17 protein-coding genes are annotated in these 15426 nt (G+C 47.5%); 14 read left to right on the forward strand and 3 right to left on the reverse strand.

The genetic code is table 11. From position 1 onward, the window contains the following. Positions 1 to 113 precede the first annotated feature (113 nt). The 5 genes from AC6ESP_RS03310 (at position 114) to AC6ESP_RS03330 (ending at position 4732) form a co-directional block, all read left to right on the forward strand. Positions 114 to 1709 carry a copper amine oxidase N-terminal domain-containing protein gene (locus AC6ESP_RS03310; protein WP_497095247.1) on the forward strand — a complete coding sequence of 532 codons (1596 nt, stop codon included), beginning with the start codon at positions 114 to 116 and terminating at the stop codon, positions 1707 to 1709. A gap of 22 nt (positions 1710 to 1731) precedes the next feature. Next, positions 1732 to 2079, forward strand: a complete 348-nt coding sequence (locus AC6ESP_RS03315; RefSeq protein WP_497095248.1) for a thioredoxin family protein — start codon at positions 1732 to 1734, stop codon at positions 2077 to 2079. 175 nt (positions 2080 to 2254) lie between these two features. Next, positions 2255 to 3181 carry a COX15/CtaA family protein gene (locus tag AC6ESP_RS03320; RefSeq protein WP_497095249.1) on the forward strand — a complete coding sequence of 309 codons (927 nt, stop codon included), beginning with the start codon at positions 2255 to 2257 and terminating at the stop codon, positions 3179 to 3181. Between the two features lie 3 nt (positions 3182 to 3184). Next, positions 3185 to 3922: a Cthe_2314 family HEPN domain-containing protein gene (locus AC6ESP_RS03325; RefSeq protein WP_497095250.1), complete on the forward strand. Its 738-nt coding sequence runs from the start codon at positions 3185 to 3187 to the stop codon at positions 3920 to 3922. A gap of 33 nt (positions 3923 to 3955) precedes the next feature. Continuing rightward, positions 3956 to 4732, forward strand: coding sequence for an SDR family oxidoreductase (locus AC6ESP_RS03330; protein ID WP_497095377.1), 777 nt, complete (start codon positions 3956 to 3958; stop codon positions 4730 to 4732). Positions 4733 to 4799: 67 nt separating this feature from the next. Here AC6ESP_RS03330 and AC6ESP_RS03335 read toward each other — a convergent pair whose 3' ends face one another. Next, positions 4800 to 5045 carry a NifU family protein gene (locus tag AC6ESP_RS03335; RefSeq protein ID WP_497095251.1) on the reverse strand — a complete coding sequence of 82 codons (246 nt, stop codon included), beginning with the start codon at positions 5043 to 5045 and terminating at the stop codon, positions 4800 to 4802. An 84-nt stretch (positions 5046 to 5129) separates the two neighbouring features. On the opposite strand from AC6ESP_RS03335, the gene AC6ESP_RS03340 reads away from it, so the two are divergent. Next, complete coding sequence (locus tag AC6ESP_RS03340; RefSeq protein WP_497095252.1) at positions 5130 to 5402, forward strand: YuzB family protein; 273 nt, start codon at positions 5130 to 5132, stop codon at positions 5400 to 5402. Positions 5403 to 5435: 33 nt separating this feature from the next. Here AC6ESP_RS03340 and AC6ESP_RS03345 read toward each other — a convergent pair whose 3' ends face one another. Both AC6ESP_RS03345 and mqnE read right to left on the reverse strand, forming a co-directional pair. After that, positions 5436 to 6503 carry an NAD(P)/FAD-dependent oxidoreductase gene (locus AC6ESP_RS03345; RefSeq protein ID WP_497095253.1) on the reverse strand — a complete coding sequence of 356 codons (1068 nt, stop codon included), beginning with the start codon at positions 6501 to 6503 and terminating at the stop codon, positions 5436 to 5438. A 76-nt stretch (positions 6504 to 6579) separates the two neighbouring features. Beyond that, positions 6580 to 7683: an aminofutalosine synthase MqnE gene (mqnE, locus tag AC6ESP_RS03350; protein ID WP_497095254.1), complete on the reverse strand. Its 1104-nt coding sequence runs from the start codon at positions 7681 to 7683 to the stop codon at positions 6580 to 6582. A gap of 324 nt (positions 7684 to 8007) precedes the next feature. On the opposite strand from mqnE, the gene AC6ESP_RS03355 reads away from it, so the two are divergent. From AC6ESP_RS03355 to AC6ESP_RS03390, 8 genes are all read left to right on the forward strand, one after another. Continuing rightward, positions 8008 to 8370, forward strand: coding sequence for a HesB/IscA family protein (locus tag AC6ESP_RS03355; RefSeq protein WP_497095255.1), 363 nt, complete (start codon positions 8008 to 8010; stop codon positions 8368 to 8370). 283 nt (positions 8371 to 8653) lie between these two features. Then, a complete protein-coding gene (locus AC6ESP_RS03360; RefSeq protein WP_497095256.1) occupies positions 8654 to 9664 on the forward strand; it encodes an ABC transporter ATP-binding protein in 1011 nt (336 codons plus the stop codon). Beyond that, complete coding sequence (locus AC6ESP_RS03365) at positions 9661 to 10662, forward strand: ABC transporter ATP-binding protein (protein ID WP_497095257.1); 1002 nt, start codon at positions 9661 to 9663, stop codon at positions 10660 to 10662. Before AC6ESP_RS03360 ends, AC6ESP_RS03365 begins: the two co-directional genes overlap by 4 nt. Before the next feature lie 36 nt (positions 10663 to 10698). Beyond that, positions 10699 to 11649: an ABC transporter permease gene (locus tag AC6ESP_RS03370; protein ID WP_497095258.1), complete on the forward strand. Its 951-nt coding sequence runs from the start codon at positions 10699 to 10701 to the stop codon at positions 11647 to 11649. 15 nt (positions 11650 to 11664) lie between these two features. Next, on the forward strand, positions 11665 to 12573 hold the full coding sequence (gene opp4C / locus AC6ESP_RS03375; RefSeq protein ID WP_497095259.1) for an oligopeptide ABC transporter permease: 909 nt from the start codon (positions 11665 to 11667) through the stop codon (positions 12571 to 12573). A 52-nt stretch (positions 12574 to 12625) separates the two neighbouring features. Further along, positions 12626 to 14296 (forward strand): ABC transporter substrate-binding protein, encoded by a 1671-nt coding sequence (locus tag AC6ESP_RS03380; protein WP_497095260.1) that lies wholly within the window; start codon positions 12626 to 12628, stop codon positions 14294 to 14296. 37 nt (positions 14297 to 14333) lie between these two features. Continuing rightward, complete coding sequence (locus tag AC6ESP_RS03385) at positions 14334 to 14507, forward strand: lysine biosynthesis protein LysW (protein WP_497095261.1); 174 nt, start codon at positions 14334 to 14336, stop codon at positions 14505 to 14507. Between the two features lie 9 nt (positions 14508 to 14516). Continuing rightward, the gene (locus tag AC6ESP_RS03390) at positions 14517 to 15410 is read left to right on the forward strand and encodes a RimK family alpha-L-glutamate ligase (RefSeq protein ID WP_497095262.1); all 894 of its coding nucleotides are present in this window, start codon (positions 14517 to 14519) and stop codon (positions 15408 to 15410) included. Positions 15411 to 15426: the final 16 nt, after the last annotated feature.

Raw genomic sequence — 15426 nt, forward strand, 5'->3', positions numbered from 1 at the left:
AAACGATTGTAATCTTCTTCATTTCCTTACATTTACAAGGCTAGAGCCCTCATGTACAATAAATGGAGTTATATGAAATTATTCTATTTATTTGTTGAAAGGGGATCTATTAATTGGATGCATTGAAAAAGCTAGGAATGGCTAAGAGGGGGATAATGCTGTTTATCGCTCTGGCCCTCGTATTCGTTGCGGGTTGTCAAGCTATTGGTAATGTCGATTTCAACAAAATGCTCAAAAATTCATTAAAGGTAACATCGCTTGAGGGCAAACAGACGTTTGAGCTGAAGCTGCTTATGAATGAAGAAGCGTATGAAGGTATTGCTGAAGAAGAATTAGCTATCATGCAATTGATTTCTAATCTTAAAGTTCAACTGGATGACATTAAAGTACAGGATCAAGAGCATGCTTCATACAAAGGTAAGCTTATATTCGGTGAATCGACGAGCATCGGATTCTCATTGAAGCTATCTGATACGACAGCTGTTATTGAGATCGAAGGGGCTAACCTCCCTGTTGTTATCGATCTGTCTGAAGAGGGGCTATCTTCACTTACTGGAGTCCCACTTGCGGAAGAAGAGCTGCCGGCTGCAGTAGATCAAGAATCATTGACTGCGCTGGGCTATGAGCTGATTGACGGTGTCGGTTCTTACCTGATCGACAATCTTCCTAACCCGGAGAAGCTGTCTGTAGCGACTGTTAATGAGCCAATTAATGGCGTATCTACATCGCTTGTTCATATCCAAGCTGAACTCGATGGCCCACAGATTTGGGCATGGGTGAAGAAATATGTGGATGCTCTTGTTGCTGACCGTGCTGGCATGGAAGCAATGATAACGAATGTATTGACGGTTATGTCTGAGAACCCAGAGGTGTGGGAAGCGCTCGGAACCGTTAATCCTCTAGAGCAGCCTGAGCTGGATGGCCCAACGACAGAGGAAGTTATTCAAGAGGCTGCAGCTGAAATCTCCGAGCTTCTAGTATCCTTGCAAGAGCAAATCAAGGAGCTGGAGCAGACAGATCAAGAAACGCTTGATCAAGTATTCAACACAGATACGAAGATCAAAGCAGATCTATATGTGGACGGCAAGCTGGACATTCGCAAGCAGGTTATTGAAGCAACGATTAAGCCTGGAGATCTGATGTTCCCGCTTGAAGGAATTGTCATTCGTTCCGAGAGCGAGCAATGGAATGTCAACGGTACGGTTAAAGCCGATGAAGCTGTTGCTCCAGAGCAAGCTGTTCATGCTGAGGATCTTATGAATGCACAAGGCTACGAAGTGCTGAGAATGTTCAATAACGAGTCGGTTGCATATGACCTACTTAAGAACAAGCTGCATATTGGTCTTCAAACGGTGGAGCTATATCCGGATTATGACTACAATCCGCCGATCGTAACACCAACCTATGTCACGATTATCCCGCTTCGTGATGTTGCAGAGCAGCTTGGCGCTACTGTAGGCTATGACAGCAAGACGAAGAGCATCACCGTATTCGATGCAGCTACGAACACAACAGTCGTTCTCAAAGAAAAAAGCGATACCGTTGTTGTGAATGGCAAGAGCGTCAAATGGTCATTCCCAGCGAAAACCATTGATGGTGTGTTGTATGTACCAGCTAGAAATTTCGCTAACACATTCGGTGCAACTGTGAAATGGGAAACCATATATGATGACGAGAAAGTGTTCATTATTGAGCGCGAAGTCAGCTAGTCGTATGTATGGAGGGTGACAGATGAATAAGTTAACGACAGAGGCCTCTTTCCGCGAAGCTGTTCAAGGTGAAGGGGTAACAGTAGCCGTATTCAAGACGACATGGTGCCCGGATTGTCATTTCATTGATCCGTTCATGCCGGAGCTTGAGAAGCAGTATGAGGGTACAATCGCCTTCTATGAAGTAGATCGAGATGAATTGCCTGACTTATGCTCGGAGCTGAACATCCTTGGTATTCCAAGTTTTGTAGCATTCCGCAGCGGTCAGGAGCTGGTCCGGTTCGTGAACAAGCTTCGCAAATCACGGGAAGAGATTGAGCAGTTTCTAAACCGTGCAGTCCAAGTCGCTGATACACTTCCGAACGGGTAACCAACCATTTCCGTGCGCCAGAGGATAACTCCCTGGCGCACGGATTTTTTTATGGGGATCGAAGCATCATAAGGGTTGTCTCGACCGAGGAAGATTCACATTTTGAACATGGCTTTTGGGTATTTTTATCTATATAATGAGGTGACAACAAAACCCGGAAATAGGTGATTTTTTTATGATAACCGGCCGTTTTCGCAAGTTTGCTCTCGCATCTTGCATCGGAATGCTTCTCGTACTGCTTGCCGGAGCACTTGTTACGAATACGAACTCCGGTCGCGGCTGTGGGGATGATTGGCCCCTCTGTAACGGTAAATTTATTCCTGCCTATACATTGGAATCTTTAATCGAGTACATGCATCGACTAGTTAGCGGCATCGAAGGATTACTGGTATTAATTGTACTTATACTCACTATTCGTCAATACCTCCGCAATAAAGCGGATTTCAAAGAACCGCTCTTCTATGCGGGAAGCGCAATGGCATTCACGATTATTCAAGCGCTCATGGGAGCAGCAGCTGTTATGTGGCCGCAATCTCCGGTTGTTATGGCTATTCACTTCGGGATTTCACTCCTTGCCTTTGCAGCTACTCTGCTGCTTGTTATTTGGGTGTACCGGGTTAAGAATGGGAAGCCAGCAGCATTTGTGGTGCCGCGCACCATATATCCTTGGGCATTAGCTCTTGCGATCCACTCCTATGTGGTCGTTTACTTGGGAGCATTCATCCGACATACGGAATCGGCTGGAGGCTGTATAGGCTGGCCATTATGCAATGGACAAGTCATTCCCGAGCTGGAAGGCGCAACGACAATTGTATTCATTCACCGTATAGGTGCCGCTATATTAGGCCTTGCGATTGCAGCGCTGTATATTCATATCAAGCGTGTCAGCGGAGATAACCCAGCTATGACAAGGCCTGCGGGCTGGCTGCTTATTCTCGTCATTATTCAAATGCTGAGCGGAGCATGGTTAACTTATACCATTACCAATTCAGACTGGTTCGTATTCACAAGCTTGCTTCATAATATTATTGTTTCGATTCTGTTCAGTATACTAATGGACATGCTTATAAGGTCTTGGCGTTATCGCGAAGGTCTGAAGTAAATATTGGCAATTATAAAGGAGGCTGACCCGTTCATGCTGCGATTCCTGTTTGGAGAACCAGAGAAAGAAGCAGAAGGTCGCTTGGCTGATACGGTACAGTTGATGGAGCAATTCGTACGTTTGCTTCGCAAACAAATCCAGTCAGACAAGGACATTGATCACAAGCTGCGCACCTATGAGATATGGACGCTTGGGCTGTCAGCCTCCTTGAATGAACTCGAGCAGAGCTGTTATGCTGCAGATCGATTCAAACAGCAGATTAAGGCGGTATCCGTCAGCAAGATGTCGGAAGAAGAACAGCTGGTCTACAAACGGTATGTTTATTTTGATAAAAATGCATTCATTCGTTTATTCGCCATATTGGATAAATTGAGCATTCTATTGAATGATATATTGGATATGCGCACCGAAAAAATTAAACCACACTTTTCATATTTCACTGTTTTGCGTAATATGAGAGATAGGAAAGCGCATCCAGATTTGACATGGAAGCTGAACGCGGTCAAGGAAAAGGCCCAGGCGCCGATGGCAAGGCTGCGTAAGCGCCGCAATACAGAAATTCATTATATGAATTCGGAAATGCAGGATGATCTGGTGCAAAGCCACAAAATGTATGGGGAAGAAGTAAGGCTGGAAAATATTGATTCGCAATCGCAGGATTTGTCGCAGGGATTAGATATGGTTATTGAGTCACTGCGGCTTAGCTTCCAGTATGCTTGCGGATTGATTAGATCCAGATAAGCATGATCGCGAGGAGGGAGAGTACTCGTGGAGCTGAACGGCAGAACAGCGCTCATAACAGGAAGCGCGAAGGGGCTAGGCAAGCGGACTGCGCTGCAGCTTGCGGAGCAGGGCTGTGACATCGTGTTGAATTATGTGAAGAGTGAGCTTGAAGTACAGCAGGTGAAGCTTGAGATTGAGCAGCTTGGTGTGAAGGCGCTGATTGTTCAAGCGGATATTGCGACGACAGAGGGAGTATCGAAGCTTGCGGCCGAGGCAGAGGCATGGAGCGGCAAGGTAGATATACTCGTCAATAACGCAGGGCCGTTCATTAGAGAGCGGCAAGTATTCGCAGATTACGATGAAGATACGATAACCAGGCTTGTCGGTGGCAATCTTCTCGGCGTCATGCTGCTGGATCATAAGCTGCTGCTCGGGATGCGTGAACGCAGATGGGGACGAATCATTCATCTTGGGTTCGGTCATGCGGGAGAAGCGCGTGCATGGCCGCATAGAGCGGTATATGCAGCAGCGAAGACAGGGCTTGTCTCGTTCACGAAGTCATTAGCGGTCGAAGAGGCGCCTTATGGCATTACAGTCAACATGATTGGGCCCGGCGATATACGTGGTATGAATAAAGAGAGATCGATTGAAGATGTAGCAGGAGAGCTCGATGGCGAGTCTCCGGTTGGAAGGCCGGGTACAGGCGAGGACGTAGCACGAGTGATCACATTCCTGTGTGAATCCAAGTCGGATTTCCTGACTGGAAATATATTGAATGTTACCGGAGGCTTCGATCCGATACGTGCCAACATCATCGGCCTTGCTTAAAAGGCAGTAATCACAATTCTTCAAAAAAAGAGTCTTGCCGATGATGATCGGCAAGACTCTTTGACAATTAGAATACTTGTACGACTTCCTGTACGCCTTCAACCTCTTCGAGAAGAGCCCGTTCGATACCAGCCTTCAGAGTGATGGTCGAGCTTGGGCAGCTGCCGCATGCCCCCATTAGGCGAAGCTTGATGATGCCGCCCTCTACGTCCACTAGCTCGACGTCTCCTCCGTCACGTTGCAGAAACGGACGCAATTTATCTAGTACGTCCAAAACTTCATCGTACATTGTGCTTTGTGCTTGTTCACTCATTGCATTCATCTCCTTTCTATCCTATTATAGTACAAAGTGAAGCAATTGAAAATGGATATGAATCATGAAAGTCAGGTGACACCAATGTTTAAACCTATGGTTGAGTTCTGTGCAGGCAATATGCATCATGGCACAGATCGAATTATGAAGCTATTCGAGCAGGACGAAGAGCTGGAAATTATTGAGTACGGCTGTCTCGGTAATTGCGGCGAATGTTATTTGAATCCATTCGCGCTCGTAGAAGGGACAATCGTCTCTGCAGATACGCCAGATGAGCTCTATGTCAATGTAATAGAAGCAATCAAGCAGCAGCAAGCTGACCGTGAGGCGATGGACAAGCTGCTGGATGATTTATAATACTGAACTTATTATTCCTTCATTACGCAGGTATTAACCGAGGTGGCGTTTGGATTTCCAGAGCACGCCGCTCTTCACCATACGTGGAATTTTTCCCATTAGAGCAGTACTTCCCATTAGACCAAAGCCGCTTTTTTTACCGAGCGAACCCAGAACGCCTTTGAGCTTGATTTTACCAAGCCGAGGCGTTTTGTCGTTCCATATCGCATGCATAACCTCGGCAATCTGCTTGCCTTGAGCTCCAGCTGCTTGGCCGCTTGGAGAGAATGGCAAGGAAGCACAGTCCCCGACAACGAACACATCTGTATGATCAGGCAGCTGATGCCATTCATTAATAATGAGACGTCCCTGCTTGTCTTTGGGCAAATTAAGCTGCTGTACAATGGAGACTGGCTGAATGCCTGCTGTCCATACGGTTACATCAGTCAGGATCGTTTCTCCGGCATTATGGTCATGAAGAGCACCTTGTTCAAGTCTAGACAGCGACACATGGCTGCGCATCTCTACTTGATGCTCCTTGAACCATTCAGCTACGAATAGCTGAAGCTTCCCAGGGAACGCTGACAGTACACTTGGGCCGCGGTCAATAATTCGGATATTAAGATCAGGACGGCTTTCTCGCAGCTCTGCGGCCACCTCAACGCCACTCAAGCCGCCGCCTACGATAGATACTTGGCCGTAAGGCTTCACATCGTTGAGCTGCATGTAGGTGTTGCGCGCGGCTGAGAAGGTTTGGATGCTGGTTGAGTATTGCTCAGCACCTTCAATACCGTGATAGTTATCCGTACAGCCAAGACCAATGACGAGCCAATCATAATCAATTGGGTATTGACCATCTAGATGTATCAGCTTATTGTCGAGATCAAGCTTCGAGACCTCTCCATAAACGGTAGTGATACGCGGATCTTGGGGGAATTTCACACGCAGCTCAAGGTCACTTACTGTCCCCGCAGCCAGCGCATAATATTCCGTCTTCAAGCCTTGGAAAGGCATACGGTCGATAAGCACAATGGACGTATCCAGTGGATGCTGCTTCTCAAGCAGCTCATTTGCAATGGCAAGACCGCCGTAGCCTCCACCCAAAATAACAAACTTTTTCATATCAATTCCTACCCCACAACTCATGATGATAACAAAAATTCATGTACTGGATGATATCGGATACCAATGAAGGCAATTACTCGTATACCTTGATTTCATTGTAGAAAGTGTCACGTTCAACCGGAATACGGCCGGCACCTTTAATAAGCCAGATCAGGTCCTCGCGCGTAATGCCTTCCGGTGTTAGAGCACCTGCAGCGTGGCTGATTTTTTCCTTCACAATAGTTCCGTGCGCGTCAGAAGCACCCATCGTCAGGGCAACCTGCGTGAGCTGTGTACCTATATTGATGAAATAAGCTTTAATATGCTGGAAATTATCAAGCATTAGCCGGCTAATGGCAATCGTCTTCAAGTCCTCGAAGGCAGAGTTGCGTCGTCTTATGCCAGCTCTTGGGTTAATGGGCTGCATGGAGAGCGGTATGAACACTTGGAAGCCGTTCGTCTCATCTTGAAGCTCGCGTATTTGCATCATATGCTTAATCCGGTCCTCATGAGATTCGATCGAGCCGTAGAGCATCGTTGTATGCGTCCGCAGGCCAAGCTCATGGGCAGTGCGATGCACCTGCAAATATTGGCTGACGTCCGCTTTGTCTACGCGCATTTTTTTGCGATAATGATCGGATAATATTTCTGCGCCTCCACCGGTCAATGATTTCAAGCCGGCGTTCATGAGCTCCTGCAGGACCTCTTTATAGCTCAGTCCGCTGATGCGCGAGAAGAAGTCAATCTCCGCTGCCGTGTACGCTTTGAGCGTAACATCCGGATATTTCTCATTCAGTGCTCTGAGGGAGTCCACATAATATTGGAATGGCACATGTACATTATGCCCTCCAACGATGTGAAACTCACGTACGCCGGGATGGAAATGCTTCTCGACATATTCAATCATTTGCTCACCAGTCAAGGTGTAGGAGCCTTCTTCGCCTTCGTCCTTACGGAAATTGCAGAAAGCGCAATGTGCTTCGCACACGTTAGTGAAGTAGAGGCTCATATTCTCGATAAAATAAACTTTCTTACCGTTCTTGCGCAAATTCACTTCGTTGGCTAGTTGGCCGATGCTAAGCAGATCATCGGAGCGATAAAGAAATGTACCGTCCTCTAATGTAAGCCGCTGGCCGTTACGCACCTTCTCTATAATTTCCTGCATTTGCTTGTCGTCAGTGGGTAATACCACGTTCATCTCGGCAGCCTCCTTCATAAGTCCGATTATAGTGTAATCTAAAAATAAGGAATGCCGAAGCACCTTCGGCATGGGGAAATAGTGACCTGCTTCCTGCAGGTTTGTACCAGTATTACTGATCCGATTCAGAAAGCTGTCATTATTATAAACCTGTACGGAACTAGGGGCAACTGTTTGCCGCAATAAGATTTCTTGAATAGGAGCAGGCATTGCTCTCTTGAGGAACAGAGAGAAGAGGAGTATACTACTGTTATAAGAGTCACATTTACTTAGCGGTTGGTTGATTAATGGAACCATACGATCAATATATTGGAGGGATGAAGCATGATCACAATTAGTGATACAGCATCTGATAAAATAAAAGAAATGCTCGAGGAGGAAGGTACTCCTGGACTATTCCTGCGCATTGGCGTCAAAGAGGGCGGCTGCAGCGGCTTCTCCTATGGAATGGGCTTCGATGATGAAGAGCATACAGGCGATAAAGCGCTGGAGTTGACTGGCCTGAAGGTCGTTGTCGACGAAGATAGCATCAAATACTTGAATGGGCTGCAGATCGACTTCAAGGAGTCGGCTATGGGCGGGGGCTTCACCATTGAGAACCCGAATGCATCAGCAACATGCGGCTGCGGTTCTAGCTTCCGCACAGCTACGGATGCAGGCAAGCCAGCAGCAGCTGGTGAGTGCTAATCACTTGTATAATTGAACATGTAATAGAGCATAGACGCCCGTGAGGGCGTCTATTTTTATTTGTTCCCCATTCATATTATCCTCGATAAGGGCCTCCGCTAGAACCCCTCGAAAGGCATTCGCTTCACAAAATGGAATAAAATTCTATTGGATATAGAATTATTCTATTATTCAAGCTTTATACTCTTTGCTATACTGATTGCAGATAAAGCATATAAAACACATTGGAATTATGAGGAATTGTAACGAGCTATCCGTTCCTCGTGGAAGCAGGTGAAGGCATATGGGACAGCTGCTTGCAGTCGATCAGCTGCAGATCAGTTTTCAATCCGAACAGGGGGAAATCATTTCGGTTGATGATGTGAGCTTTGAATTGGGGCATGGAGAGACCATTGCAATTGTTGGGGAATCGGGCTGCGGGAAGAGTGTGACATCCTTATCGATCATGGGATTGCTTGGAGCAAGCGGCACCGTTCGTCAGGGGGAAATTCGGTTCGAGGGCTCGTCGCTAACCAAGCTGCCTGAAGCTCAGCTTCGCAGGCTGCGAGGCCGTGAGATATCGATGATCTTTCAAGAGCCGATGACTTCGCTGAACCCCGTTCTCTCTATAGGAGAGCAGATTGAAGAAGCCATTCGCCTGCATCTGAATCTCTCACGCAAGGAGGTGAAGGCTGCAGCGGTGGATATGCTGCGAAAGGTAGGAATTCCAAGGCCTGAGGGGATCGCTAAGGACTACCCTCATGCCCTGTCAGGAGGCATGCGCCAGCGGGTCATGATTGCGATGGCATTGGTATGCAAGCCTAAGCTGCTAATTGCTGATGAGCCGACGACGGCGCTCGACGTTACGATTCAGGCGCAGATTCTAGCTTTGATGAAGAGACTGCAGGAGGAGAGCGGAGCAGCCATTCTGCTTGTAACCCATGATATAGGTGTTGTCGCGGAAATGGCTGATAAAGTAATCGTCATGTACGCGGGCCAGGTCGTTGAAGCTGCGGATGTGTATACACTGTTTCGGGCACCGAAGCACCCTTATACGCAAGGGTTAATGAAGTCGATTCCTCGACTTGATCAAGACAATGGCAAACGATTGTTCGCAATCCCGGGTACAGTTCCTTCGCCGCAGCAGATGCCTGCTGGCTGCCGGTTTCACTCTCGCTGCTCCTATGCAGAGGAACGATGTCGGCTGGAGCAGCCGAAGCTTATGTCCACAGGAGAAGGACATAATGTGAGATGCTGGCTGGCGGATGTGACGGCAGCTGTCAGTACTGAGCATACCAGGGAGGTTATCGTATGACCATTCTAGAGGCTGCTGGGCAATGGCAATCTGAGCAGCCGCTGCTGCAGATTGAAGGATTAAAAACCTACTACCCTATTAGAAGAGGCGTATTCAGGAATGCTGCAGAGCATGTAAAGGCTGTAGATGATGTTAATCTAACGCTGTATGAAGGGGAAACGGTTGGCTTGGTTGGTGAATCAGGCTGCGGCAAATCTACGATTGGCCGTTCGATTATAAGGCTTGAGAATCCGCAATCCGGACGCATTTTGTTCCAAAATGAGGATATAACCCAATATTCACAGCGTCAGCTTAAGCCCATACGCACACGGATGCAAATGATCTTCCAAGATCCTTATGCCTCCTTGAATCCCAAAATTCGAATCTATGATACCCTTGCCGAGCCGCTAATTGCACATAAGCTGGTGCCACGCGATAGGGTGCAGCGCGAGGTCGAGCATTTGCTGCAGCTGGTTGGCTTGCCACGATCTGCCTACGATCGCTACCCTCATGAGTTCTCAGGGGGCCAAAGGCAGCGAATAGGAATCGCTAGAGCGATCTCATTCCGGCCGAAGCTGATCGTATGTGATGAACCGGTGTCGGCACTAGATGTCTCGATTCAAGCGCAAATTCTGAATTTGCTTCAAGATTTGCAGGAGGAGCTGAAGCTGACCTATTTGTTTATCGCTCATGGCATTGGCGCTGTTAAGCATATTAGTTCAAGAATTGCAGTCATGTATTTGGGTAAAATCGTGGAATTGGCCGACACGGCTGATCTATTCCGTAAGCCGAAGCATCCCTATACACAGCTGCTCTTGCATGCATATCCGCCTCCTGATCCGACGCTTAGATCGAATAAGAGACTTCTTATCGATGACGATGTACCGAGTCTAGCCAAGCTGCCTTCAGGCTGCCGATTCCATACCCGTTGTCCTTATTCACAAGAGCTATGCTCCCAGGTGGAGCCTAAGCTCAGCGACAATGCTCATGCTGTGGCCTGTCATTATCCGTTAGCATAACGCCATAGCGTGAGGTGGAGAGAGGAGAGAGCCTCGATGGGCCGTTACATCATACGTAGATTATTAATTGCCATTCCCGTATTTTTTGGAATAACGATTTTGAACTTTTTTATCATGAATCTGGCTCCCGGCAATCCCGTGGATATGCTGATCAATCCGAATATCCCCAAGGAGATGCTCGAGCTGAGGAAAGAGCTGCTCGGGCTGAATGATCCGCTGTATGTGCAGTATGTGAAATGGCTAGGCGGCTTCCTGCAAGGGGAGTTAGGCTATTCCTTCAGCAGCTATGCTCCCGTATCCCAGCTGATAGGCGAGCGAATAGGGCCCACCTTACTGCTGGCGGCCTCATCGATGCTGGTAGGGCTGCTGATTGCTATCCCAGTAGGAGTAATCAGTGCGATCAAGCATCATTCAAGGCTGGATTATGTGATGACGGGCTTATCTTTTCTGGGGACATCGATTCCACCGTTTTTCCTAGGCCTTGGCTTGATCTACCTTATCGGTATTCAACTGAAATGGCTGCCTACAGGAGGGATGACAACGCTTGGAGGCGCGGGCGGTATCGGTGATGTTATTGTACATATGATCCTTCCTGTTATGGTATTAGGGATTACGATTGCAGGCAAAAAAGTTCGTTATGTTCGAGCCAGTATGCTGGATGTCCTCCATCAGGATTATCTGCGTACAGCTAGAGCGAAGGGGCTAAGTGAATTTGTGGTGACGAATAAGCATGCGCTTCGCAATGCACTCATTCCGATTATTACAGTGGTAGGTGCGGAGATCCCCCTTCTGCTGGGTGGCAGCATTATTATTGAACAAGTATTCCAATGGCCAGGCATCGGACAATTAACGATGGAGGCGATTCTATCAAGAGACTATCCGACGCTGATGGGGGTTAATCTCATTGCTGCCTGCGTTGTGCTGTTCATGAATTTGTTCACTGACATCCTGTATTCGGTGGCAGATCCACGTATTAAATATAGCTGATAAGGAGGGGAGAGCATGTCCGCGACGGAGATTCCTTGGCGTTATTCTGGTGCGGGAGAGGAGCACGAGCAGCCTAAGAAGGATATTGAGAGCTATGCTAGACAAGTCAGACGGAAATTTCTCAAGCATAAGCTAGCCGTCTGGGGACTTGTGATGATTCTGCTTGTTATGGTTGTCGCACTGCTGGCCCCCTGGCTTGCACCGAATAATCCGAATGCGATTACGGAGTCTTTGTCAGCCAAGCCATCATCCGATTATTGGCTTGGCACCGATCAAGTGGGACGGGACGTGCTGAGCCGGTTGATCTATGGAACGAGGGTATCATTAATGATTGGATTCGCGACGGTCGCATTGTACGTCACCTTCGGCACATTAGTCGGAATGCTGGCAGGCTATTATGGCAAATGGCTCGATATGCTGCTTATGCGGATTACCGATATCTTTTTGAGCTTCCCCTATATGATGATTGTTCTGGTTATCGTTAGTGTTCTCGGTGCCAGTGTGTCTACGATTATGATTGTGCTCGCTTTATTCAAATGGCCGACGATTGCCATGCTTGTCCGCGGCAGCGTACTGTCGATGAAGCAGATGGATTTTGTTCGGGCAGGCATTGCGCTGGGATACAGTACGCCGCGTATACTGTTCCGGCATATTCTGCTTAACGCCCTTGGTCCGATTATTGTGAATGCGACGTTCGGTGTTGCCAGTACGATTCTTAGTGAAGCGGGTTTAAGCTTTCTAGGCATGGGAGTTAAGTCCCCTCAAGCAAGCCTTGGCAATATGCTCTACGATGCACAGTCATTGACTGTTCTGACGGAGCAGCAGTGGTTATGGGTGCCTGCTGGGCTAGTTATTCTAATGACAGTTCTAGCCATCAACTTTGTAGGTGATGGACTGCGTGATGCGCTTGATGCGAGATCCTAGCAGGGTGAAGGATGATCATACAACTTATTAATAGATTAAGGGAGAGACGACAATGAGAAGAATGGTTCAATTACAGGGATTTCTGCTGTTATTAATCTTATTATTAGTATCGGGATGCTCGGATAAAACAAATAACGAAGGTGCTGCCAATGCTGCCACTACAGCTCCAACACAAGAAGCTGCGGAGGAGAAGGAGACGGCAAGCCCAGCCCCTTCTAAGAAGATCCTAACGATTGGCATCGTCAATGCGCCGGTTACTCTGAATCAGATCAATACACAAGGCAGCTCAGCCTCGCTTGCTCCGATTAATCTGCTGAATGATGCTCTGCTGGATGTTACGGATACGGCGCAGTTCGTGCCGAAGCTGGCAGAGTCAATTGAGACAACGGATAACCAGACGTTCCAAGTTAAGCTTAAGAGCAATGCCAAGTGGAATGACGGCACGCCCTTCACCACGGCAGATGTCGCTTTCACGCTCAAGGCTGCCTTGCACCCGAAGGTTGATACGTCCTTCCAGCTTAACTTTATTGAAGGATTGAATGATGCAGGGAAGCTGGATGAGGGCGTTGCAGATATAGCTGGACTTAAGATCATCGACCCGACAACGTTCGAGATTAAGACCAAAACACCGATTGATCCGCTTGTGTTCAATGAACGGTTCGGGGCGAAGGTTAATTTCTTGCCAGAGCATATTCTGAAAGACGTGGATCCCGAGCAGCTGTCTACGAATGAATATTTTCAGAAGCCAACGGTAACGATCGGTCCTTATCAATTCGCTAATCACGAGCAAGGCCAATATGTTGAGGTCGCCAAAAATGAAAACTATTATCTCGATGTTCCTAAGATTGACACGATATTTATTAAGGTGCTCCCTGCGGCGAATCTCGTAGCGCAGCTGCAGACAGGTGAAATTCAGATGAACTCACTGCCTGTCGGACTTGTTCCAATTACGGATTACGATAAGGTCACGGGCTTCGACAATGTGAATGTGACCTCTGCTCCGGCATCTGAGCCAGCAGAGCTCTTCTTCAATACGGAGAAGCTGTCGGACAAAAGAATTCGTCAAGCGATCGCATATGCCCTGAATCGTCCGCTTATCGTAGAGCAGCTTCTCAAGGGGCAGGCGGAGATTATCGATGGCGGCATTCCAAGCTCGCATCCTTATTTCAACAAAGATATTCCGAATTATGATTATAATCCAGACAAATCGAAGCAGCTGCTGGAGGAAGCGGGCTGGGACTCGAACCGCAAGATTACTTTCTTCATCCCAATAGGCAATAAGGTTCGAGAGCTGGCGGCTGATATTCTCGTTCAGAACCTAGAGGCTGTAGGCATCAAGGTTGATGTTCAGAAATTCGACTTCCCTACCTTAATAGACAAAGTGGAAAAAGGCGAGCATGACATTACCATCTTCACTAGAGACTACTATATTGAGCCAAGTCTTTATTTTACAACTTATAAGAGTAATGATCCCGAAAGCGTAATTCGCTATAACAATCCATTAGTGGATGAGCTGATCCAGAAGGGTGAGCAAGAAATTGTAGAGGAGAAGCGCCACCAGATTTATAACCAATTGCAAGAGGTGCTTCATGAGGATGTTCCGACGCTGGCTGTCTATTCCGAGAAGCGGCTGCAAGTCGTATCGAAGACTGTCCTCGTAGGTAAGCCGCTGAACCTGGGTACATTCAACAATGTGAATCAGTGGGATTTGAAAGTGAAGTAGTACGGGGTTCTAACCTTAGAGAGGAGGTGAAATAAACATGGCGGATTTAAGTTGTCTCGTATGCAAGTCGGATATCGAGGTGGAAGAGCTTGCATCGACAGGTGAAATTGTAGAATGTGCTTCTTGCGGTCAAGAGCATGAGGTTCAAGTCGAAGCCCAGCTCGTCACAATTGCCCTAGCTCCAGAAATTGAAGAAACTTGGGGAGAGTAGGTAACGAATATGAAACAGAATGGCGCTATTTTATTGTGTGTGACGAAGCTGCGGGAGGAAGAGCAACGCATTATCGATCATCTGAAAAATCTAGGTATTCACGTGCAAGTGAATCTGGATTCGATGGAATTGCCACTGGGGGCTCCGGATGTTGAGCCCTTCGGGCTCGCGCTCATTCGCTGCCTTTCTCAGAAAAACGCGCTTAATCGTGGTCATCTGCTGGAGCTTGCTGGTCTTGAAACGCTGAACTCTGTTCAAGCGATCACCATATGCACGAATAAAATCCATCAGGCAATTGTGTTTCGCAAGTATGGCGTTCCCCAGCCACAGTTCAAAGTAGCCTTTACACCGGCTAAGCTATATGACGCTCTGCAGACATTCGGGAATATCTATGTCATTAAGCCTGCAACCTCCTCTTGGGGAAGGGGAATTGCAAGAATAACAGGCAAGGAGTGCTTGGACGGCTGGATAGCAGCGCGGGAATCCATTGATCCTGGACATCAATCCTTCCCTGTATTGGTACAAGAATTCGTGGAAAAGGGGGATTATGATATACGTGTCGTCATTGTCGGCCGCAAACCGATCGTCGCCTTCCGCAGAGTTTCCGAGGATAACTGGAAGACGAATACGCATCTGGGAGCCGATATTGATCCGATAGCGATTAATGAAGAGATTGCTGCTATCTGCAGCCGGCTCATAGACGTTCTTGGTGAAGGAATTTATGGTGCAGATTTATTTTATGACTACAAGCAGCAGCGGTATGTCGTGTGTGAAGTGAATCAGAATCCTGAGTTTGCGAAGTCGTGGAAAATCCATGGTGTCGATGTGGCCTATCATATTGCGCAGTATGTAAAAGAGTCTTTGGGCAAGAAAACGGCGGCTAACTTCGTGCTTAATTCTTAGTAAACGGGGAGGTTAA

Source organism: Paenibacillus xinjiangensis, assembly GCF_059686975.1.